This is a genomic window from Streptomyces sp. NRRL B-1347, from assembly GCF_000720325.1.
GTDB lineage: Bacteria > Actinomycetota > Actinomycetes > Streptomycetales > Streptomycetaceae > Streptomyces.
Genome location: NZ_JOJM01000054.1, coordinates 37805 through 56855, shown reverse-complemented (window position 1 = coordinate 56855; position 19051 = coordinate 37805). Strand labels below are relative to the sequence as shown.

Here is a 19051-nt window from a genome sequence, read left to right as displayed (position 1 = left end):
CCCGTGCCCGGCGCACCGGCCCCCGCCGCCCCCACCCCCTGGCAGCGCTACGACCCCTGGAGCGCCGCGCCGCTCCAGCAGACCGGTGCCGCCGTCGAGACGCGGGAGCAGCGGCGCAAGCGCGGTCGGCGGGTCCTCGTGGCCGGGGCGGCGCTCATCGCGCTCGTCGCGGGCGGCATCGGCGGCGCCGTAGGGGCGTATCTGGAGCGTGAGGGCGGCATCGGCGGCGGCGGTGTGGAACTGCCGCAGGCCGGTGCGGAGTCCCACACCCGGCCCAAGGACAGCGTGGCCGGGATCGCCTCGAGCGCCCTGCCCGGCGTCGTCACGCTCCATGTGCGCGGCTCCGACGGGGCCGGTACCGGCACCGGATTCGTGCTCGACGGCAAGGGCCACATCCTCACCAACAACCACGTCGTCGAACCGGCGGGAACCGGCGGCGAGATATCCGTGACCTTCAGCGGCGGCGAGACCGCGCGCGCCAAGGTCATCGGCAGGGACAGCGGATACGACCTGGCCGTCGTGAAGGTCTCCCGGGTCCGCGGCCTCAAGCCGCTGCCCCTGGGGAACTCCGAGAACGTGCAGGTGGGCGACCCCGTGGTCGCCATCGGCGCGCCCTTCGACCTGGCCAACACCGTCACCTCCGGGATCATCAGCGCCAAGGAGCGGCCCATCACCGCGGGTGGCGAGAAGGGTGACGGCAGCGACGTCTCGTATGTGAACGCCCTGCAGACCGACGCGCCCATCAACCCCGGCAACTCCGGCGGGCCGCTCGTCGACTCCAAGGCCCGCGTCATCGGCATCAACAGCGCCATCCGCTCCGCCGACGGCGGCTCGGAGTCCGAGGGCGGGCAGTCCGGTTCCATCGGACTCGGCTTCGCCATCCCGATCAACCAGGGCAAGCGGGTCGCCGAGGAACTGATCAACACCGGCCGGGCCACGCACCCCGTGATCGGCGTCACCATCGACAAGCGGTTCACGGGCGACGGCGCGCGCATCGCGCGCAAGAGCCAGAACGGCGGCCCCGCCGTCACCCGCGGCGGCCCCGGCGCCCAGGCCGGGCTCAGGCCGGGCGACGTGATCACCGAGGTCGACGGCCGCCGCGTGCACTCCGGCGACGAGCTGATCGTCAAGGTCCGCGCGCACAAGCCCAAGGACCGCCTGGAGCTCACCATCGAGCGGGGCGGCGACGAGCGCACGGTGACGCTGGTCCTCGGCAGCGCCAGTGGCGACTGAGCCGGGAGTGCGCCCCTGGCTCGCACTTGCCGCTGTTGACGTCGTTGACGCCCGGCGGCTACCGGACGTACAGCAGCGCCGGGTACCGTAGAGCGGGTCCGGACGGCAAGGAGCTCAGGGTGTTCAACGACATCGGCGTATTCGAGATAGTGACGCTGGTCATCCTCGCTGTACTCATCTTCGGACCGGACAAGCTGCCCAAGTTCATTCAGGACGCGACCCGGACCATTCGTAAGATCCGGCAGTTCTCGGACAGTGCGAAGCAGGACATACGGGACGAACTGGGTCCGGAGTTCAAGGACTTCGAGTTCGACGACCTGAATCCGAAGAAGTTCATCCGCAAGCAGATGGAGCGGGACGACCTCGGGCTCAAGGAAATCCGCAACGGCTTCGACCTGCGCAAGGAAATGGCCGAAGTGTCGGACGCCGTGCACGGGCGCGAGAGCGAGGCGGCGGAGGAGCGCGCGGACGGCGCGAGCCGCTCCGGCACGTCCACGGCCTCGGCGAACGGCAGCGGCCGGATCGACATGGAGAAGCGCCCCGCCAAGCCCGCGGCCGACGACCACCCGCCGTTCGACGCCGACGCGACCTGAGCGCACCCGCGTGCGCCATCCGGCGCCACGCGTGCGCCGTCCGGTGCGCCGCGGTGCCCGCTGTCGTGGCCTTCCGGACACCCGTCCGCCGACTGCTTTACCGGCTTCCGGAATCGGTGTGGCTATCCTGCCTTGTTGTCCGGCGTGAGGACGCCCGAGGGGGGCGGGCCGCTCCGGACCGACGAGAGCGAGGAGGCGGCCGGGTACATGGAGACGACAAGTCGGGTGGGCGCTCAGGCGTCAGCCGCGGACGGTGCCGCGTCGCAAGCGGTGCCCTCCGCCCGGCGCACGGTCGACGGCTACCTGCTGGCGCCCTTCCCCTGGTACGGCCTGGACGAGGCCTTCACGGGACCGCGCTGGCTGATGCAGGTCGGCACCGCGGCGGACGGCGCCGTGGAGCACGGTTCGATCGGCCACGGTGACGAGCCGTCGGTACGCGCCGAGGGCGGGTTCGGCAACGGGGACAGGGAGCGGTTCGCGGTCGTGGTGACCGTCGCCGCCAACCCGGTGCGGCGCAGCGCCGACGGCACGGGCGTCCTCGAGGCGACCTCGGTGTCCTCCGCGGCCTGGCTCGCCGGGGTCGGCCTGCTGTCCTTCACCTGGCCCGGCCAGATGGACCACAGCCTGCGGGACGACTGGTTGGACCAGCAGACGGAGACGGCCTGGGTCCTCGCGGACGACCTGGAAGGCTCCGACTGGTCGACCCTCTCCCTGCCGGTGGACGGGGTCCCGACCTCGTTCCACTACCGGGAGTCCGAGTACGGATGGGTGCTCGCCGGGTCCACCAAGGAGGGGGTGCATCTGGGGGCGTACGGGCGCGGGATGAGCGCGTACGGCCTCGGATTCTCGGTGGTCAAGGACATCGCCGCGTACGCGAAGTAGCCCTCTGGGCAGGTACGCGGGAAGGGGCGCCGCTCGCGATGAGCGGCGCCCCTTCCCGTGCGCGGGGCTAGAACTTGTTGCGCGGCGTGATGCCCAGGGACATGCCCGACAGACCGCGCTGGCGGCCGCCGAGCTTGCCCGCGATGGTGCGCAGCGCGCTGCCCGCGGGGGACTCGGGGTCGGTGAGGACCACCGGCCTGCCCTCGTCGCCGCCCTCGCGCAGGCGCATGTCGATGGGGATGGAGCCGAGCACCGGCACCGTCGCCCCGGTCGTCTTCGTGAGGCCCTCGGCGACCTTCTGGCCGCCGCCGGTGCCGAAGACGTCGACCATCTCGCCGCAGTGCGGGCAGGGCAGGCCCGACATGTTCTCGACCACGCCGACGATCTTCTGGTGGGTCTGGACGGCGATGGAGCCCGCGCGCTCGGCGACCTCGGCCGCCGCCTGCTGGGGCGTGGTGACGACCAGGATCTCGGCGTTCGGGACGAGCTGGGCGACGGAGATCGCGATGTCGCCCGTGCCCGGCGGCAGGTCCAGGAGGAGCACGTCCAGGTCGCCCCAGAAGACGTCCGCGAGGAACTGCTGGAGGGCGCGGTGCAGCATCGGGCCGCGCCACACCACCGGCGTGTTGCCCGGCGTGAACATGCCGATGGAGATGACCTTCACGCCGTTCGCCGACGGCGGCATGATCATGTTCTCGACCTGGGTGGGGTGGCCGTCCGCACCCAGCATGCGCGGCACCGAGTGGCCGTAGATGTCGGCGTCGACCACGCCGACCTTGAGACCGTCGGCGGCCATCGCCGCGGCCAGGTTCACCGTCACGGACGACTTGCCGACGCCGCCCTTGCCGGAGGCGACCGCGTACACGCGGGTGAGGGAGCCCGGCTTGGCGAACGGCACCTCGCGCTCGGCCTGGCCGCCGCGCAGCGCCGTCGCGAGCTCCTTGCGCTGCTCGTCGCTCATCACGTCGAGGGTCACGTCGACCCGCGTGACGCCCTCGACGCGGGCGACGGCGTCCGTCACGTTCTTCGTGATCGTGTCCCGCATCGGGCAGCCGGAGACCGTCAGATACACGGCGACCGCGACCGCGCCATCCGCGCCGATCTCCACGGACTTGACCATCCCAAGGTCGGTGATGGGCCGCTGGATCTCGGGGTCGTTCACCGTCGCCAGCGCTTCGCGCACCGCGTCTTCCGTAACCATGTACTCGATGGTACGGCTCCCGGTAGGGGGGTCCGGAAGGCCCGTCAGCGGTCGCCTACGTCACGTGCCCGGGCGGCCTCGGGCGGGAATACCTGCCGCTGCTCCTCCAGCTCCTTGACCAGGTCCTGGAGTTCGGAGCGGAGCCAGTCGCGGGTGGCGACCTCGCCGAGGCCCATGCGCAGCGAGGCGATCTCCCGGGTGAGGTACTCGGTGTCGGCGATGGAACGTTCGTTGCGCTTGCGGTCCTGCTCGTGGGTGACGCGGTCGCGGTCGTCCTGGCGGTTCTGCGCGAGCAGGATGAGCGGGGCCGCGTACGAGGCCTGGAGCGAGAGCATCAGGGTCAGGAAGATGAACGGGTAGTTGTCGAAGCGCAGGCTCTCGGGGGCCGAGACGTTCCAGACCACCCACATGATGATGACGACCGTCATCCAGACGATGAACCGGCCGGTGCCGAGGAAGCGCGCGATCCGCTCCGAGAGCCGCCCGAAGGCCTCGGGGTCGTAGTCCGGAAGGAGTTTGCGGCGCCGCGCGCGGGGCTGGTCCAGGCGGAACCGGGGCCGGGTCTCCGGCCGGGTCTCGCGCCGCTCGTCCCGCGCCTCGCGGTCGCGCCCCTGCCGTTCACGCGCCATGGCCGGCCTCCTCCTGGAGGTGGAACTCCGTCTCGCGCCAGTCCTCGGGCAGCATGTGGTCGAGCACGTCGTCGACGGTGACGGCCCCGAGGAGCGCGCCCCCCTCGTCGACCACGGGCGCCGCCACCATGTCGTACGCGGCGAAGAAGCCCGCGACGACCGGCAGCTGGTCCTCCGGCGACAGCGGGCGCAGGTCGTCGTCGAGGATCGAGCCGACGAGCGTGTAGGGCGGGTCGCGCAGCAGCCGCTGGAAGTGCACGGTGCCCAGGTACTTGCCGGTCGGGGTCTCGTCCGGCGGGCGGCACACGTACACCTGCGCGGCCAGGGCGGGGGAGAGGTCCTCCTGCCGCACCCGGGCGAGGGCGTCGGCGACCGTGGCGTCCGGGCGGAGCACGATCGGCTCGGTCGTCATCAGACCGCCCGCCGTGCGCTCCTCGTACGCCATCAGGCGCCGTACGTCGGCCGCGTCGTCCGGCTGCATCAGGGTCAGCAGGCGTTCCTTGTCGTCCTCGGGGAGCTCGGCGAGCAGGTCGGCGGCGTCGTCCGGGTCCATGGCCTCCAGGACGTCGGCCGCGCGCTCCTCCTTGAGCTTGCCGAGGATCTCGATCTGGTCGTCCTCGGGGAGCTCTTCGAGGACGTCCGCGAGCCGGTCGTCGTCGAGGGCGGCGGCCACCTCGGCCCGGCGCTTGGGGGAGAGGTGGTGCAGGACGTTGGCCAGGTCGGCGGGGCGCAGCTGCTCGAAGGTGGCGAGCAGGTTCTCGGCGCCCTGCCCGTGCTCCTCCAGGGAGAAGCCGTCGACGGCGGCCCAGTCGACGGTCAGCGCCTCGCCCTTGCGCCGGAAGGCCCCCTCCTTGCCCTTGCGGACGAAGACCCGGTCGACCTCCCAGTCGCGGCGGGCCGGGAGCCGGTGCACGGACATGTCCAGGACGGTGACCTCCTCGCCGCTCTCCACCAGGCGCACGCGCCGGTCGAGCATCTCGCCGAGGACGAGCCGCTCGGTGGGGCGCTGCTCGAAGCGGCGCACGTTCAGCACGCCGGTGCTGATGACCTCGCCGGACTCGATGCCGGTCACCCGGGTCATGGGCAGGAAGATGTGGCGGCGGGTCGCGAGTTCGACGACCAGGCCGAGCAGCCGGGGCGGCCTCCTGCCGACGCGGAGCATGACGACGAGGTCGCGCACGCGGCCCACCTGGTCACCGTTCGGGTCGAAGACCGCGGTGCCGGACAGGTGCGAGACGAAGATCCGGGGCGCGCCTCCTGCCATCTGCCGCGCCTTTCTCGGGGTGGGGCGGGGAACCGTTTCGGCGGTATGTGCCCAATGCCGGTGATATGGGGTTCAGGCTAGCCCGTACCCCCCGCATATGCCCTGGTGAGCGGTGCGGACGGACTGGCTCCGAGGGACGTGGGGGACACCGGTACGCTGCCGTACGCCAGGCCGTTCCGGCGTATGGCCGTGGCCGTAGACGACGTCCGCACGAGAGGCAGCCCCACCTGTGACTGCGATGCGACCGGCTCCCCGATTCCGAAGGTCCGCGCTGCTCGGCGCGGTGTGCGTGGGGCTCGTGGTGGGCGGTGCGGGACTGACGGCGTGCGGCGGTGGCGGGGAGGACCCCGACCAGGGCACGAACGGCGTCGGCAAGCTCTCCGCGGCCAGGATCCAGAGCAAGGCCCGGCAGGCCGCGGAGGCGGCGCCCGCCGTGCGGCTCTCCGGCAGCGTCGTCACCAAGGGCCACACGTACAAGCTCGACATGCGGCTCACGGCCAACGGCGGCACGGGCACGGTGACGTCCAAGGGGCAGACGTTCGAGCTGCTGCGCGTCGACGAGAACCTCTTTCTGAAGGCGGACTCGGCCTTTTGGGCGCACCAGGGCGAGGACGGCGGCTCGTCGGGCGCGGACAGCTCGGCGGCGGCCAAGCTCGACGGCAAGTACGTGAAGGTGCCCCAGGGCGACCCCGCGTACCGCAGGCTCAGCGGGTTCACCGACAAGGACGTGCTCCTCGACGGCACCCTCGCCCTGCACGGCACGCTGGCCAAGGGCGAGCGCGGAGGCTCCGGCACCAAGCGCTACATCAGGATCAGCGGCGACGAGGGCGCGGGCGGCACCCTGGAGGTGTCCCTCGACGGCAAGCCGTACCCGCTGACCCTGCGGCGCGCGGGCGACGCGGGCACGCTGCGGCTCAGCGAGTGGAACCAGGCCGTGCCCCTGAAGGAGCCGGGCCTGAACGAGACGGTGGACTACGGCAAGCAGCTGCCGACGTCGTAGGGCCTGGCCGGCGGGCCCGCGCGGCTCAGCGGCGCTTCTTCTTCCGGCCGATGAGCAGCTTCGGCAGCCCCTCCGGCATGGGCCGGCGGGTCGTCGCGGGCGTCGGCAGCGGCGGGGCCGCGAGCGATCCCTCGGGCAGCTCCAGGTCCGCGTCGCGCGGCGTGAGGCGCAGCACGCGGCACTCGGCCGCCCAGCGCTCGACGACCCGCTCGCCGTCGGGGGCGTTCAGCCGCTTGCCCTTCAGCTCGGCGACCGCCGCCTCCCACTCCTCGGTGCGCGGCGCGAGCTCCGTCACCGTCGCCGTCCAGGAGAGGAGCCGGCCGCCCTTGTCCTTGCTGCGCACGGTCACCTCGGCGGTGGCGCCGTCGGCGAGGTGCGGCAGGGGCTGCTCGCCGGGGCCGTCGCCCACGAGGTGCGCCGCGCCGTCGTGCCAGACGTGCCACAGGGCGCGGGCCGGACCCGCGCCGCGCACCCAGACGAGGCCCGACTTCTTGGTGGCCTCTTCGATCAGGGCGCGCCCGAACAGCGTGTCAGCGGTCATGACGGCAGCTTAGCCAGCGGCCCCTCGGTCAGGGCCCCCGCTCACAGCCAGCCGTTCCGCTTCAGGGTGCGGTGGATCGTGTAGCAGACCGTGGCGATCAGGCCGAGCACCATCGGGTAGCCGTAGCGCCAGTGCAGTTCGGGCATGTGGTCGAAGTTCATGCCGTAGACGCCGCACACGGCCGTCGGCACGGCGATGATGGCCGCCCAGGACGTGATCTTGCGCATGTCCTCGTTCTGCGCGACGGCGGCCTGCGCGAGGTTGGCCTGGAGGATCGAGTTGAGCAGTTCGTCGAAGCCGAGCACCTGCTCCTGGACGCGGGCGAGGTGGTCGGCGACGTCGCGGAAGTACTTCTGGATGTCGGGGTCGACGAGCCGCATCGGGCGCTCGGAGAGCAGCTGCATCGGGCGCAGCAGCGGCTGCACGGCCCGCTTGAACTCCAGGACCTCGCGCTTGAGCTGGTAGATCCGCCCGGCGTCGACACCGCGCGAGCCGCCCTTGCCGGTGGCCGCGAAGACCTCGTTCTCGACGTCGTCGATGTCGACCTGCATCGCGTCGGCGACCGCCAGATAGCCGTCGACGACGTGGTCGGCGATGGTGTGCAGGACCGCGGAGGGGCCCTTGGCGAGCAGCTCGGGCTCGTCCTGGAGGCGGCGGCGCAGCGCGCGCAGCGAGCCGTGGCCGCCGTGCCGGACGGTGATGAAGAAGTCCCGGCCGGTGAAGCACATGACCTCGCCGGTCTCCACGACCTCGCTGGTGGCGGTCAGTTCGGCGTGCTCCACGTAGTGGATGGTCTTGAAGACCGTGAACAGCGTGTCGTCGTAGCGCTCCAGCTTGGGCCGCTGGTGGGCGTGGACGGCGTCCTCGACGGCCAGCGGGTGCAGCCCGAACTCGGCGGCGATACCGGCGAATTCGGCCTCCGTCGGCTCGTGCAGGCCGATCCAGGCGAAGCCGCCGTCGCGGCGGACCTGGAGCATGGCCTCGTGCGGCGTGAGGGTCTCGTCGCAGGACACGCGGCGGCCGTCGCGGTAGACGGCGCAGTCGACGACGGCGGACGCGGCGCGGGGGTCGCGGGTGGTGTCGTACGAGCTGTAGGCGCCGCTCTCCTTGCGCAGGGAGGGGCGGACTGCGGCGCGCAGGTCGCGGATCATCGACATGGGCAGGCTCCTTCGACGAAAGGGCCGCCTGCGGCGGGTGGAACTACCCGGAATGGGGACGTCCGGCGTTCTCGGGGGAGGCACGTCCACAAAGCGGGGAGCACCGCACCGTCGCGGTGGCAGCAACGCTACTGATGCAGATCAGGTGAAACGCGGTGCTCTTCCGTCGTGCGGGGCACAGGCCGGGTAGGGCCGAGGGGTTCGCGGGGTGCCGGGTGCACGGCCGCAGCGTCGTTGCTGCGGGAAGTCAGCGGGCGGAAGAGCGAGTGGTACTGCACGGTCGACTTCGATCCACTGCAGCCCCACCTCCTCCGGCCGGTCCCCCGTAGGGGAGTTCCCAGGCGCACGCGGGCGCCGTCCGTCGAGTTCGGGCCCGAGGGCCCTGAGGTCCGGGCTTGAGAGCGACGCTTCTGCGTGCCGCCCGGGCCAGCAGCCAACAGTATCAGCCGACCAGTGCGCCAAACCCCCACCTTTACCCATCACTGACGAGTTCTATGCTCACGGCATGGCTGATGTTCTTGCTCTGGTCGAGGCCCGGTTGCGTGAATCCCTGGGGGAGCCGGACGCGCGCGCGGCGGTGACGTTCCTCGGCACGGACCGCGTCGAGGTGCTGCGCTTTCCGGCCGAAAACCGGGGCCAGGTCGTGCGCTACGCGACCCTCGGGATGTCCGCCCAGCCGATGGCCGACCCCACGGCCGTGCTCGCCGACCCGGTGAAGGGCCCCCGCGCGGAGCTGATCCTCTCCGTCAGGGGCGGCGTCGCCGACACCGACAAGGTGCTCAGGCCGCTCGCCGTGCTTGCCGCGTCGCCGCAGGTCGAAGGGCTCGTGGTGGCCCCCGGCAGCTCGCTGGACGTGGGGGAGCCGCTGTGGCCGGGGGCACCCTTCACCTCGGTGCTCGTCGCCGAGCCCGGCGGCCTGGTGGCGGACCTGGAGCTCGACGAGCCGATGGAGCCCGTGCGGTTCCTGCCGCTGCTCCCGATGACACCGAACGAGGCCGCCTGGAAGCGGGTGCACGGCGCGCAGGCCCTCCAGGAGCGCTGGCTGGCCAAGGGCACGGACCTGCGCGACCCGCTGCGCGCGGGCGTGGTCCTGGACTAGGCCCGTCCGGCCGGTCGGCGGAGGGACCTCAGTACGCCAGAAGGACGGGCCGCGGACCCGCGCGACTGGACCACATGCGTCACCCGTCCCGCATCGCACGCGTACGCCGCTCTGGACCGAAGGCGTACGCGCCCCTGCGCGACCGGCTCCGGCCCCGGCCCGGCCCCCGGTGCCGGCGCCGGGCGGCCACACTCCGGACGGGTGATCGTCCTTGACGCGGCGTCCACCGGGGAGGACCGTGGGGCGCTATGAGGGGCGAACCCAGTTGCCCGAAGTGTGGTGGCCGGGTCAGGGCTCCCGGCCTCTTTGCCGACTCCTGGCAGTGTGACGTGCACGGGACCGTGCATCCGCTGCAGCCCGTGATCCCGCCCAGCGTCGAGGCCCTCAGCGTCGTGGTGCACCGTGCGCAGGTGCCGGTCTGGATGCCCTGGCCGCTGCCCGTCGGCTGGCTCTTCACCGGGGTGGCCTGCGCGGGCGACGACCGCAGCGGCGGCCGGGCGACCGCCGTGGCCTGCTCGGGGCCCGCCCCGCTCGGCGGCATCGGTGAACTCATCCTGGTCGCGGAGGAGTTGGGCATCGGCCTCGGCGCGCGCTACGCGGGCATCGACGGCCCCGACCCCGGCCCCGGCATGAACGTGGGCAAGCCGCCCGCCGCCAAGGTCCTCGCCGCCGGGCGCCCGACGCCCATGTGGCACGTGACCGGCACGCCGGAGGACCGCGCCGTGTTCGCGGGCGAGGCCTGCGGCCTGTGGCTGTGGGCGATCGCGTGGCCCGAGCAGTCGGGGCTCCTGATGTACGACGAGCTGGTGCTCACGGACCTGCGGGACGCGGGGGCGGAGGTCGAGCTGCTGCCCTGCGGGGCGCTGTCGCCCCGGCTGCTGACGCCGTAGGGCCTTCGCGCCCCTCTTCCGCTTTCCCGCTCTTCCGCGCCCGGAGGGCTCCCGGACGGGAGGCCCCCAGAGCCGCGTTCCCGCGTCTGGCCGGTTGCCCCTGAGGCGGCCGTTATCCTTGAAGCGCCCCTGTCCGTCCGAAAAGCGTGGAGTCCTCGCGTGCGCATCGACCTGCACACCCACTCCACCGCTTCCGACGGCACGGACACCCCCGCCGAGCTGGTGCGCAACGCCGCCGCCGCGGGACTCGACGTCGTCGCCCTGACCGACCACGACACCACGCGCGGCCACGCCGAGGCCGTCGCCGCGCTGCCGCCGGGCCTGACCCTCGTCACCGGCGCCGAGCTCTCCTGCCGCCTCGACGGCGTGGGCCTGCACATGCTGGCGTACCTCTTCGACCCGGACGAGCCGGAGCTGGCGCAGGCGCGCGAGCTGGTGCGCGACGACCGGGTGCCGCGCGCGCGGACGATGGTCCGCAAGCTCCAGGAGCTCGGCGTCCCCGTGAGCTGGGAGCAGGTCGCGCGGATCGCGGGCGACGGCTCCGTGGGCCGCCCGCACATCGCCGAGGCCCTCGTGGAGCTCGGCGTCGTCGCCAGCGTCTCGGACGCGTTCACGCCCGAGTGGCTCGCCGACGGCGGGCGCGCGCACGCGGAGAAGACCGAGCTCGACCCGTTCGAGGCGATCCGCCTGGTCAAGGCCGCGGGCGGCGTCACCGTCTTCGCGCACCCGGCCGCCGCCCAGCGCGGCAAGGTCGTACCGGAGTCCGCGATAGCCGAGCTGGCCGCCGCGGGACTCGACGGCATCGAGGTCGACCACCCCGAGCAGCTGGCGTACGCCCCCGAGGCGGGCCCCCGGCTGCGCGGCCTCGCCGCCGACCTCGGCCTGCTCGTGACCGGCTCCAGTGACTACCACGGCAGCCGCAAGACCGTCTCGCTCGGTGAGTACACCACCGACCCCGAGATCTACGGCGAGATCACGCGCCGCGCCACCGGGGCGTTCCCGGTTCCGGGCGCGGGCGGAGACCTGCCCGCCTAGCGGGCGCTCCCACCGTCCGCCGCGCCCCCTCCGGGGCCGCGCGCCACCCGTGCCGTGCGCGGGCGCCGCCGCCTCACCACCCTCACCTCGTACGACTCTCTGCAAGGCCATCACCGTGTTCGACGTCGCCGTTTTCGGATCTCTCTTCCTCACCCTTTTTGTCATCATGGATCCCCCCGGGATCACGCCGATCTTCCTCGCCCTGACCTCGGGCCGCCCCGTCAAGGTGCAGAAGAAGATGGCCTTCCAGGCCGTCTGCGTGGCCTTCGGGGTCATCGCCGTGTTCGGCGTCATCGGCCAGCAGATCCTCGACTATCTGCACGTGTCGACGCAGGCCCTGATGATCGCGGGCGGGCTGCTCCTGCTGCTCGTCGCGCTCGACCTGCTCACCGGCAAGACCGACGAGCCCAAGCAGACCAAGGACGTGAACGTCGCGCTCGTCCCGCTCGGCATGCCGCTGCTCGCCGGGCCCGGCGCGATCGTCCAGGTGATCCTGGCCGTCCAGCACGCCGACGCGGCGGAGCAGGTCTCGGTCTGGGCGGCGATCCTCGCCATCCACGTGGTGCTGTTCCTGGCCATGCGCTTCTCGCTGCTGATCATCCGGGTCATCAAGGACGGCGGCGTGGTCCTGGTGACGCGCCTCGCGGGCATGATGCTGTCGGCGATCGCGGTGCAGCAGATCGTCAACGGCGTCACCCAGATCATCCGGGGCGGCTGACGCCCCGCGCGCCCCGCGCACCCACGAACAGAGCCCTGTACGTCACCGGCGTGATCCGGTGTCGTACAGGGCTCTGGAGCGTGATGGGTGGGGACGTGCGGCGTTACGAGGCCGTGGTGTCGGCCGGGCGGATGTAGAGGCGCTGGCCGATGGCGGCCGCCTGCTGCACGATCCGGTTGACGGAGGCGGCGTCCACGACGGTGGTGTCCACAGCGGTGCCGTCGACGTCGTCGAGTCGCATGATTTCGAAGCGCATGGGCTTCTCCCTTCGTCTGGTGATCCTCCTGAGGAGAACTTCGGTTACATACGGGTCCAACGAGTTTCCCGCGTCAAACATTCCCTACGCTAAGGAAATTTTTTGAGAGGCTAATGAACATCGTGTTGCCGCCCCGTTTCGCGGCTGGTTGTGTTCGTTGCGTAACTAGCGCTGGTTGTGCCCCCTGTGTGACGGACGCGACAATGCGTTCCGTATGGACACGGACGAGACCATCCACGAGACCGGCGAGGTCAACGCTCTGCTGGCGCGCGCCAACGGGCTGCTCGAGCGCATGCTCGCCGAGGTGGCGAAGACCCCGTCCACCCACGCGATCTTCGTCGACGCCGGCTATCTGTATGCCGCGGCGGGGCGCCTCGCCGTCGGCACCGAGGACCGGCGCGCCTTCGACCTGGACGCCGAGGGGCTCATCGACGCCCTCATCGACAAGGCGCGCACGATCTTCGCCGACAGCAGGCTGCTGCGCGTGTACTGGTACGACGGCGCCCGGCGGCGCATCCACACCAGCGAGCAGCAGTCCATCGCCGAGCTGCCCGACGTCAAGGTCCGGCTCGGCAACCTCAACGCCAACAACCAGCAAAAAGGCGTCGACTCGCTGATCCGCAGCGACCTGGAGTCGCTGGCCCGGCACCGGGCCATCAGCGACGCCGCGCTGATCGGCGGCGACGAGGACCTGGTGTCGGCGGTCGAGGCCGCGCAGGGGTACGGCGCGCGCGTCCACCTGTGGGGCATCGAGGCCCCCGACGGGCGCAACCAGGCGGAGCCGCTGCTCTGGGAGGTCGACAGCCAGCGCACGTTCGACGCCGACTTCTTCAAGCCGTACATCACGCGCCGTTCCCCCCTGCCGTACGAGGGTCCTTCGGCGGCCTCCCGGCCCTCACGGGACGACGTGCGCTTCGTGGGCGCGCAGATCTCCGCGAAGTGGCTGTCGGCGCGGGGCCGCGAGGCCCTCGTGGGCCTGTTACCGGGCCACCCCTATCTGCCGGGCTCGGTCGACCAGGAACTCCTCGTCGAGGCGGAGCGGCTGCTCGACTACTCGCTGCGCGGCCAGTCCGACCTGCGGCGGGTGCTGCGGGACGGCTTCTGGGAGCACCTGCAGAAGTGCTACTGAGGCGCTGGCGCGAAGGCGCCGGGGCTCAGCGCGTCCGGTCCCAGAAGGAGACGAGGGCGGTGGCGGTCGCCTCCGGGCGGTCGGTGTTGGGGGAGTGGTCGGCGCCGGCGACGACCGTGCGGTGCGCCCCGAGGCGCCGGGCCATGTCGTCCAGGAGCGGCACCGGCCAGGTGTCGTCGTGCTCGCCGGACAGCACGTGCACGGGCAGCTCCAGGGCGGCGAGCTCGGCCACGCGGTCCGGCTCGACGCACAGCTGCCTGCCGGTGGCGATCAGCTGGGCCGGGTTGTTGCGCAGCCAGCGGGCGCGCAGGGCGCCGTCGTCCGCGCCGCCGTTCACCTCGGCGTCCTCCGGCGGGTCCATGGCCCGCATCGCCTCCCACACCGCCGCCATCGAGTGCGCCGCGAGGGCGTCCGTGAGCAGGGTGGCGCGGGTGCGCTGGGACGGCGCGATGCGGCCGGGGCCCGACGACATGAGCGTGAGCGAGGAGAAGGTGCCGGTGGGCGCGAGCAGCGCGGCCTTGCGGGCGATCAGGCCGCCCAGGGAGTGGCCCACGAGGTGCAGGGGAGCGGCGCCCCGGCCGTCGAGCGCGTCGGCCTGGGCGAGCGCGTCGCGCGCCAACTCGCCCATGGCGTAGGCGGATTCGTCGTCGGGCCCGGCGGACTCGTACTGCCCGCGCCCGTCCACGGCCACGGCGCGGTAGCCCGCGGCGGCCAGCGGCTGGAGCAGCGCGATGAAGTCCTCCTTGCTGCCGGTGAACCCGGGCAGGAGCAACGCGGACCCCTTGACCTCGCCGGTCGGGCGGGCGGGCGCGGCATCCAGGACGGCGAACACCCCGCGCGCGGTCTCAAGGACGCGCGCGCGGGTGCCCGGGGGCGGGCTGAACGTGGGCGGCCGACTCATGCGACGTACGTTAACCCTTGCCCGGCGCACAAGCGCGCGCCCACCCGCCCCGCGAGGGCGGGACGGGTGGGCGCGGCGGTGTCGGACCTACTGCTCCGGGGTCTCGGAGGACTTGCCCGCGCGGGTGCGGCGGCGCCGGCGGGGCGCACGCGCGGCGGAGTCGTCCGCGGCGGCGGGCTCGGCGGCCGTGGCCTTGGCGGGCTGCGCCTCGGTGGCCGTGGCGGCACCCGACACCGGGGCGCCCGCACGGGTGCGGCGGCGCCGGCGCGGCGTACGGTCCGCGCGCTCGGCGGCGGGCTCCTCCGTGGCCGCGGCCGCGGTGCGGGTGCGGCCACGGGTGCGGCCCTTCGCGCCCCCGCGGGCGGACGTCTCGCCGAGGTCCTCGATCTCCTCGGCGTCGAGGCCGGCCCGGGTGCGCTCGGCGCGCGGCAGGACGCCCTTCGTACCGGCGGGGATGCTCAGCTCCTCGAACAGGTGCGGGGAGCTGGAGTACGTCTCGACCGGGTCGTTGAAGTCCAGCTCGAGCGCCTTGTTGATCAGCTGCCAGCGCGGGATGTCGTCCCAGTCGACGAGCGTGATCGCGGTGCCCGAGGCGCCCGCGCGGCCGGTGCGGCCGATGCGGTGCAGATACGTCTTCTCGTCCTCGGGGGACTGGTAGTTGATGACGTGCGTGACGCCCTCGACGTCGATGCCGCGGGCGGCGACGTCGGTGCACACGAGCACGTCGACCTTGCCGTTGCGGAAGGCGCGCAGGGCCTGCTCGCGGGCGCCCTGGCCGAGGTCGCCGTGGACCGCGCCGGAGGCGAAGCCGCGCCGCTCCAGCTGCTCGGCGATGTCCGCGGCCGTGCGCTTCGTACGGCAGAAGATCATGGCGAGGCCACGGCCGTCGGCCTGCAGGATGCGGGACACCATCTCGGGCTTGTCCATCGAGTGCGCGCGGTACACGTGCTGCGCGATGTTCGCGACGGTCGCGCCCTGGTCGTCCGGCGCGGTGGCGCGGATGTGCGTGGGCTGCGACATGTAGCGGCGGGCGAGGCCGATGACGGCGCCCGGCATGGTCGCGGAGAAGAGCATCGTCTGGCGCTTCGCCGGGAGCATGTTGATGATCTTCTCGACGTCGGGCAGGAAGCCCAGGTCGAGCATCTCGTCGGCCTCGTCGAGGACGAGGCACTTGACGTGCTTCAGGTTCAGCTTGCGCTGCCCCGCGAGGTCGAGCAGGCGGCCGGGGGTGCCGACGACCACGTCGACGCCCTTCTTGAGGGCCTCGACCTGCGGCTCGTAGGCACGGCCGCCGTATATGGCGAGGACGCGGACGTTGCGCGCCTTGCCGGCGGTCAGGAGGTCGTTGGTGACCTGCGTGCACAGCTCGCGGGTGGGGACGACCACGAGCGCCTGCGGAGCCTGCGTGAGGTCGTCGGGCGTGCCGCGGCCCGCCTCGACGTCGGCGGGGACGACGACGCGCTCGAGGAGCGGAAGGCCGAAGCCGAGCGTCTTGCCGGTGCCGGTCTTGGCCTGGCCGATGACGTCGGTGCCGGAGAGCGCGACGGGGAGCGTCATCTCCTGGATGGGGAAGGGGTTCACGATGCCGACGGCCTCAAGGGCCTCGGCTGTCTCGGGAAGAATCCCGAGATCCCGGAAAGTCGTAGTCAGGGCTATGCCTCTTCTGTGAGACGCGGCGCGAGGCGAACGCTGGGGGTCGTGACCGTGTCGGGGACTGTCGGCCGCCTGTGGAACGAACCGGGCGGGCCAGGTGGCACGGGACCACTGCCGACGCTCGAGCGCTCACACCGCTGAGGGTCCCTCCGCATGCCGTACGCACGATGCGCACTGGCCCTGGAGGGCTGTCTGGTCGGAGCCGATCGGGCCACCGACCGGGCATCCTCATTCATACGGCCCGTCGAATATTCGGCGGGCGCATTACCACTGTACCCCGGAATCTCGCATGAGTGTCCGGCGATTTGTGTCACCCGTCTCGCACCGGCGCTCCCGCAGGGTCGCCGCGCGCCCCCTCGGCGGCCGTACGTCGTTGTCGTCACAGTGGCTGACCAGGGCCTTACGCCACCGGACGGGCGGGCTATTGTGCGCTTCATGGAGACGCCTGACAACGCAGCTCAGCCCGGACCCGACGCAGCCGACGCCGAGGCCGTCGAGACCCCCACCGGGGTGGCCGCCCAGGACTGGGCGAAAGCTTCCGCCGACCCGCAGTACCGCGCCGCGGTCGTGGACCTCCTCGGCGCGCTCGCCTACGGGGAGCTCGCCGCGTTCGAGCGGCTCGCGGAGGACGCCAAGCTGGCGCCGACCCTTGCCGACAAGGCGGAGCTGGCGAAGATGGCGTCCGCCGAGTTCCACCACTTCGAGCAGTTGCGGGACCGGCTCGCGGCGGTCGGCGCGGAGCCGACCGAGGCCATGGAGCCCTTCGTCGCCGCGCTCGACGGCTTCCACCGGCAGACGGCGCCGTCCGACTGGCTGGAGGGCCTGGTCAAGGCGTACGTCGGCGACTCCATCGCCAGTGACTTCTACCGCGAGGTCGCGGCCCGGCTCGACGTCGACACGCGCCGGCTCGTCCTGGGCGTCCTCGACGACACCGGGCACGCGAGCTTCGCCGTGGAGAAGGTGCGCGCCGCGATCGACGCGGACCCGCGCGTCGGCGGGCGGCTCGCGCTGTGGGCGCGACGCCTGATGGGCGAGGCGCTCTCGCAGTCGCAGCGGGTGGTGGCCGACCGGGACGCCCTGTCGACCATGCTGGTCGGCGGTGTCGCGGACGGGTTCGACCTCGCCGAGGTCGGGCGGATGTTCTCGCGGATCACCGAGGCGCACACCAAGCGGATGGCCGCGCTCGGCCTGGCGGCCTGAGTCCGGGCCCGGCCCGTGGCCGGGCCCCGGTCGCGCCCCGGAGGCCTACGCCGTGACCTGACGGCGGCGTAGGCGGCGGTCAGGGCGGAGCAGCAGGGACAGCAGCGCGGCCGAGACGATCAGGGCGCCCGCGAGCGTCATGGCCGAGCGGCCGGGGCCGAGCGCCGTGTGCGCGATGAACGCGCCCATGAGCGCGCCGGCCACGCCGGTCGCGAGGACGAGCGTGCGGGACGGCAGCCGGTGGGCGAGCCGGTGGGCCGTCGCCCAGGCGAGGGCCAGGCCGAGAAGGGCGGAGCCGAGCGCTTCCAGGATCACGGTGGGGGTCCCTCCCTCGTGGTCGGGTGCGGATCGCGGACGACCGCGTGCGGATCGTGGGGGCAAAACGGTCGTAGCCGGTTGTACCCCGGCGGTCGGAACGCAACCCTCCACCCCATTCATGTCCGCGACGGACCGTGGATCCCCGTACACCGGGTGAACAGCGGGTGAACACGCGAGAACGGCCCGGTGGTCGAACCACCGGGCCGCTCTCGTGCGCGGCGCGTCGACGCGCGCCGTCCGCGTGCTACAGGGCGCCGAAGCCCACCTTGCGCTGGGCCGGCTCGCCGATCTCCACGTACGCGAGGCGGTCGGCGGGGACCAGGACCTTGCGGCCGTGGTCGTCCGTCAGGCTCAGCAGCGGGGCCTTGCCCGTCAGGGCCTCGGAGACCGCGCTCTCGACCTCCTCGGCGCTCTGACCGCTCTCCAGAACGATCTCGCGCGGCGCGTGCTGCACGCCGATCTTGACCTCCACGCTTTGTCCCTCCGACGGTCAGTGATGTGCGCGGCCGCCCGCGCCGTACCTGCACAGATTAGCCCGGTGAAGCGACGCGGGCGGCTCCGGCCGCGCACGCCAGGAGCGAACACGCGCCGGGAAGAAAAACAGGGCGGGGAACCGGCCCGTGTGCTCAGTGGCCCTCGGAGCCGTGCAGCGGGAAGCCCGCGATGCCGCGCCAGGCGAGCGAGGTGAGCAGCTGCACCGCCTTCGCGCGCGGGACGCCGCCGTCGCTGTGCAGCCAGGAGCGGGCGACGACCTGGGCGAGGCCGCCGAGCCCGGAGGCCAGCAGCATCGCCTCGGCCTCGGGCAGCCCTGTGTCCTCCGCGATGACCTCGCAGATCGCCTCCGCGCACTGGAGCGTGACCTTGTCGACGCGCTCGCGGACCGCGGGCTCGTTGGTCAGGTCCGACTCGAAGACGAGCCGGAAGGCGCCGCCGTCGTCCTCCACGTACCCGAAGTAGGCGTCCATCGTCGCCGCGACGCGCAGCTTGTTGTCGGTCGTCGAGGCCAGGGCCGCGCGCACCGCCTGCAGCAGGTTGTCGCAGTGCTGGTCGAGCAGGGCCAGGTACAGGTCGAGCTTGCCGGGGAAGTGCTGGTAGAGCACCGGCTTGCTGACGCCCGCCCGCTCGGCGATGTCGTCCATCGCCGCCGCGTGGTACCCCTGGGCGACGAAGACCTCCTGGGCCGCGCCGAGGAGTTGGTTGCGTCGGGCACGGCGCGGCAGGCGAGTGCCCCGCGGGCGTGCCGCCTCTGTCTGCTCGATGGCTGTCACGCCGCCTCCCAGAATCGTCCTTAGTTGCGGTGTGCGCCGCGCCGCCATCGTACTTTTCGGTAACTGTGATGTGCGCGGTGCGAG

General features: G+C 72.4%; 21 protein-coding genes. 10 read left to right on the top strand and 11 right to left on the bottom strand.

The genetic code is table 11. From position 1 onward, the window contains the following. The 3 genes from IG74_RS0133280 to IG74_RS0133270 all read left to right on the top strand — a co-directional run. A partial coding sequence (locus tag IG74_RS0133280; RefSeq protein ID WP_030684775.1) for a S1C family serine protease occupies nt 1-1233 on the top strand: 1233 nt, incomplete at its 5' end. Between the two features lie 119 nt (nt 1234-1352). Beyond that, complete coding sequence (locus IG74_RS0133275; protein ID WP_030684773.1) at nt 1353-1826, top strand: sec-independent translocase; 474 nt, start codon at nt 1353-1355, stop codon at nt 1824-1826. 207 nt (nt 1827-2033) lie between these two features. Next, a complete protein-coding gene (locus IG74_RS0133270; RefSeq protein ID WP_030684771.1) occupies nt 2034-2708 on the top strand; it encodes a hypothetical protein in 675 nt (224 codons plus the stop codon). A gap of 67 nt (nt 2709-2775) precedes the next feature. Here IG74_RS0133270 and IG74_RS0133265 read toward each other — a convergent pair whose 3' ends face one another. Genes IG74_RS0133265 through IG74_RS0133255 form a run of 3 tightly spaced genes read right to left on the bottom strand, consistent with a single transcriptional unit; the run spans nt 2776 to nt 5802 of the window. After that, complete coding sequence (locus IG74_RS0133265; protein ID WP_030684770.1) at nt 2776-3909, bottom strand: Mrp/NBP35 family ATP-binding protein; 1134 nt, start codon at nt 3907-3909, stop codon at nt 2776-2778. A 44-nt stretch (nt 3910-3953) separates the two neighbouring features. Continuing rightward, nucleotides 3954-4538 carry a DUF1003 domain-containing protein gene (locus IG74_RS0133260; RefSeq protein ID WP_030684769.1) on the bottom strand — a complete coding sequence of 195 codons (585 nt, stop codon included), beginning with the start codon at nt 4536-4538 and terminating at the stop codon, nt 3954-3956. Further along, on the bottom strand, nt 4528-5802 hold the full coding sequence (locus IG74_RS0133255; protein ID WP_030684768.1) for a magnesium transporter MgtE N-terminal domain-containing protein: 1275 nt from the start codon (nt 5800-5802) through the stop codon (nt 4528-4530). The genes IG74_RS0133260 and IG74_RS0133255 overlap by 11 nt, the downstream gene beginning before the upstream one ends. 238 nt (nt 5803-6040) lie before the next feature. Here IG74_RS0133255 and IG74_RS0133250 point away from each other — a divergent pair, with 238 nt between their 5' ends. Further along, nucleotides 6041-6802, top strand: a complete 762-nt coding sequence (locus tag IG74_RS0133250; RefSeq protein WP_037826455.1) for a hypothetical protein — start codon at nt 6041-6043, stop codon at nt 6800-6802. 25 nt (nt 6803-6827) lie between these two features. On the opposite strand, the gene IG74_RS0133245 is transcribed toward IG74_RS0133250, so the two are convergent. Beyond that, complete coding sequence (locus tag IG74_RS0133245) at nt 6828-7343, bottom strand: hypothetical protein (RefSeq protein ID WP_030684763.1); 516 nt, start codon at nt 7341-7343, stop codon at nt 6828-6830. Between the two features lie 41 nt (nt 7344-7384). Beyond that, nucleotides 7385-8500, bottom strand: a complete 1116-nt coding sequence (locus tag IG74_RS0133240) for a magnesium and cobalt transport protein CorA (RefSeq protein WP_030684760.1) — start codon at nt 8498-8500, stop codon at nt 7385-7387. Between the two features lie 505 nt (nt 8501-9005). Between IG74_RS0133240 and IG74_RS0133235 the strand changes: the two genes are divergently transcribed. The 4 genes from IG74_RS0133235 (at nt 9006) to IG74_RS0133220 (ending at nt 12242) form a co-directional block, all read left to right on the top strand. Beyond that, nucleotides 9006-9599, top strand: coding sequence for a suppressor of fused domain protein (locus IG74_RS0133235; protein WP_030684758.1), 594 nt, complete (start codon nt 9006-9008; stop codon nt 9597-9599). 248 nt (nt 9600-9847) lie between these two features. After that, on the top strand, nt 9848-10489 hold the full coding sequence (locus IG74_RS0133230; RefSeq protein WP_030684756.1) for a DUF6758 family protein: 642 nt from the start codon (nt 9848-9850) through the stop codon (nt 10487-10489). A gap of 159 nt (nt 10490-10648) precedes the next feature. Further along, nucleotides 10649-11524, top strand: coding sequence for a PHP domain-containing protein (locus IG74_RS0133225; RefSeq protein WP_030684753.1), 876 nt, complete (start codon nt 10649-10651; stop codon nt 11522-11524). Nucleotides 11525-11639: 115 nt separating this feature from the next. After that, a complete protein-coding gene (locus IG74_RS0133220) occupies nt 11640-12242 on the top strand; it encodes a MarC family protein (protein WP_030684751.1) in 603 nt (200 codons plus the stop codon). Between the two features lie 103 nt (nt 12243-12345). Here the strand turns inward: IG74_RS0133220 and IG74_RS52875 are convergent, their stop codons facing one another. Then, nucleotides 12346-12498, bottom strand: coding sequence for a hypothetical protein (locus IG74_RS52875; RefSeq protein ID WP_138961645.1), 153 nt, complete (start codon nt 12496-12498; stop codon nt 12346-12348). Nucleotides 12499-12712: 214 nt separating this feature from the next. Here IG74_RS52875 and IG74_RS0133210 point away from each other — a divergent pair, with 214 nt between their 5' ends. Further along, the gene (locus IG74_RS0133210; protein WP_030684748.1) at nt 12713-13627 is read left to right on the top strand and encodes an NYN domain-containing protein; all 915 of its coding nucleotides are present in this window, start codon (nt 12713-12715) and stop codon (nt 13625-13627) included. Between the two features lie 25 nt (nt 13628-13652). On the opposite strand, the gene IG74_RS0133205 is transcribed toward IG74_RS0133210, so the two are convergent. Further along, the gene (locus IG74_RS0133205) at nt 13653-14528 is read right to left on the bottom strand and encodes an alpha/beta fold hydrolase (RefSeq protein WP_030684746.1); all 876 of its coding nucleotides are present in this window, start codon (nt 14526-14528) and stop codon (nt 13653-13655) included. A gap of 87 nt (nt 14529-14615) precedes the next feature. Next, nucleotides 14616-16085, bottom strand: a complete 1470-nt coding sequence (locus tag IG74_RS0133200; protein ID WP_420709979.1) for a DEAD/DEAH box helicase — start codon at nt 16083-16085, stop codon at nt 14616-14618. Between the two features lie 531 nt (nt 16086-16616). Here IG74_RS0133200 and IG74_RS0133195 point away from each other — a divergent pair. Further along, a complete protein-coding gene (locus tag IG74_RS0133195; protein WP_037826462.1) occupies nt 16617-17381 on the top strand; it encodes a ferritin-like fold-containing protein in 765 nt (254 codons plus the stop codon). A gap of 45 nt (nt 17382-17426) precedes the next feature. Here the strand turns inward: IG74_RS0133195 and IG74_RS0133190 are convergent, their stop codons facing one another. From IG74_RS0133190 to IG74_RS0133180, 3 genes are all read right to left on the bottom strand, one after another. After that, nucleotides 17427-17696: a hypothetical protein gene (locus tag IG74_RS0133190; RefSeq protein ID WP_030684739.1), complete on the bottom strand. Its 270-nt coding sequence runs from the start codon at nt 17694-17696 to the stop codon at nt 17427-17429. Nucleotides 17697-17943: 247 nt separating this feature from the next. Next, nucleotides 17944-18171: a DUF3107 domain-containing protein gene (locus tag IG74_RS0133185; protein WP_030684738.1), complete on the bottom strand. Its 228-nt coding sequence runs from the start codon at nt 18169-18171 to the stop codon at nt 17944-17946. 154 nt (nt 18172-18325) lie between these two features. Beyond that, the gene (locus tag IG74_RS0133180; RefSeq protein WP_030684736.1) at nt 18326-18967 is read right to left on the bottom strand and encodes a TetR/AcrR family transcriptional regulator; all 642 of its coding nucleotides are present in this window, start codon (nt 18965-18967) and stop codon (nt 18326-18328) included. Between the last annotated feature and the right edge of the window lie 84 nt (nt 18968-19051).

Coding starts and splice junctions, on each gene's coding strand:
- IG74_RS0133270 (WP_030684771.1), top strand. CDS start 2,034: ATGGAGACGACAAGTCGGGTGGGCGCTCAGGCGTCAGCCGCGGACGGT.
- IG74_RS0133265 (WP_030684770.1), bottom strand. CDS start 3,909: ATGGTTACGGAAGACGCGGTGCGCGAAGCGCTGGCGACGGTGAACGAC.
- IG74_RS0133260 (WP_030684769.1), bottom strand. CDS start 4,538: ATGGCGCGTGAACGGCAGGGGCGCGACCGCGAGGCGCGGGACGAGCGG.
- IG74_RS0133255 (WP_030684768.1), bottom strand. CDS start 5,802: ATGGCAGGAGGCGCGCCCCGGATCTTCGTCTCGCACCTGTCCGGCACC.
- IG74_RS0133250 (WP_037826455.1), top strand. CDS start 6,041: ATGCGACCGGCTCCCCGATTCCGAAGGTCCGCGCTGCTCGGCGCGGTG.
- IG74_RS0133245 (WP_030684763.1), bottom strand. CDS start 7,343: ATGACCGCTGACACGCTGTTCGGGCGCGCCCTGATCGAAGAGGCCACC.
- IG74_RS0133240 (WP_030684760.1), bottom strand. CDS start 8,500: ATGTCGATGATCCGCGACCTGCGCGCCGCAGTCCGCCCCTCCCTGCGC.
- IG74_RS0133235 (WP_030684758.1), top strand. CDS start 9,006: ATGGCTGATGTTCTTGCTCTGGTCGAGGCCCGGTTGCGTGAATCCCTG.
- IG74_RS0133230 (WP_030684756.1), top strand. CDS start 9,848: ATGAGGGGCGAACCCAGTTGCCCGAAGTGTGGTGGCCGGGTCAGGGCT.
- IG74_RS52875 (WP_138961645.1), bottom strand. CDS start 12,498: ATGCGCTTCGAAATCATGCGACTCGACGACGTCGACGGCACCGCTGTG.
- IG74_RS0133210 (WP_030684748.1), top strand. CDS start 12,713: ATGGACACGGACGAGACCATCCACGAGACCGGCGAGGTCAACGCTCTG.
- IG74_RS0133205 (WP_030684746.1), bottom strand. CDS start 14,528: ATGAGTCGGCCGCCCACGTTCAGCCCGCCCCCGGGCACCCGCGCGCGC.
- IG74_RS0133200 (WP_420709979.1), bottom strand. CDS start 16,085: ATGACGCTCCCCGTCGCGCTCTCCGGCACCGACGTCATCGGCCAGGCC.
- IG74_RS0133195 (WP_037826462.1), top strand. CDS start 16,617: ATGGAGACGCCTGACAACGCAGCTCAGCCCGGACCCGACGCAGCCGAC.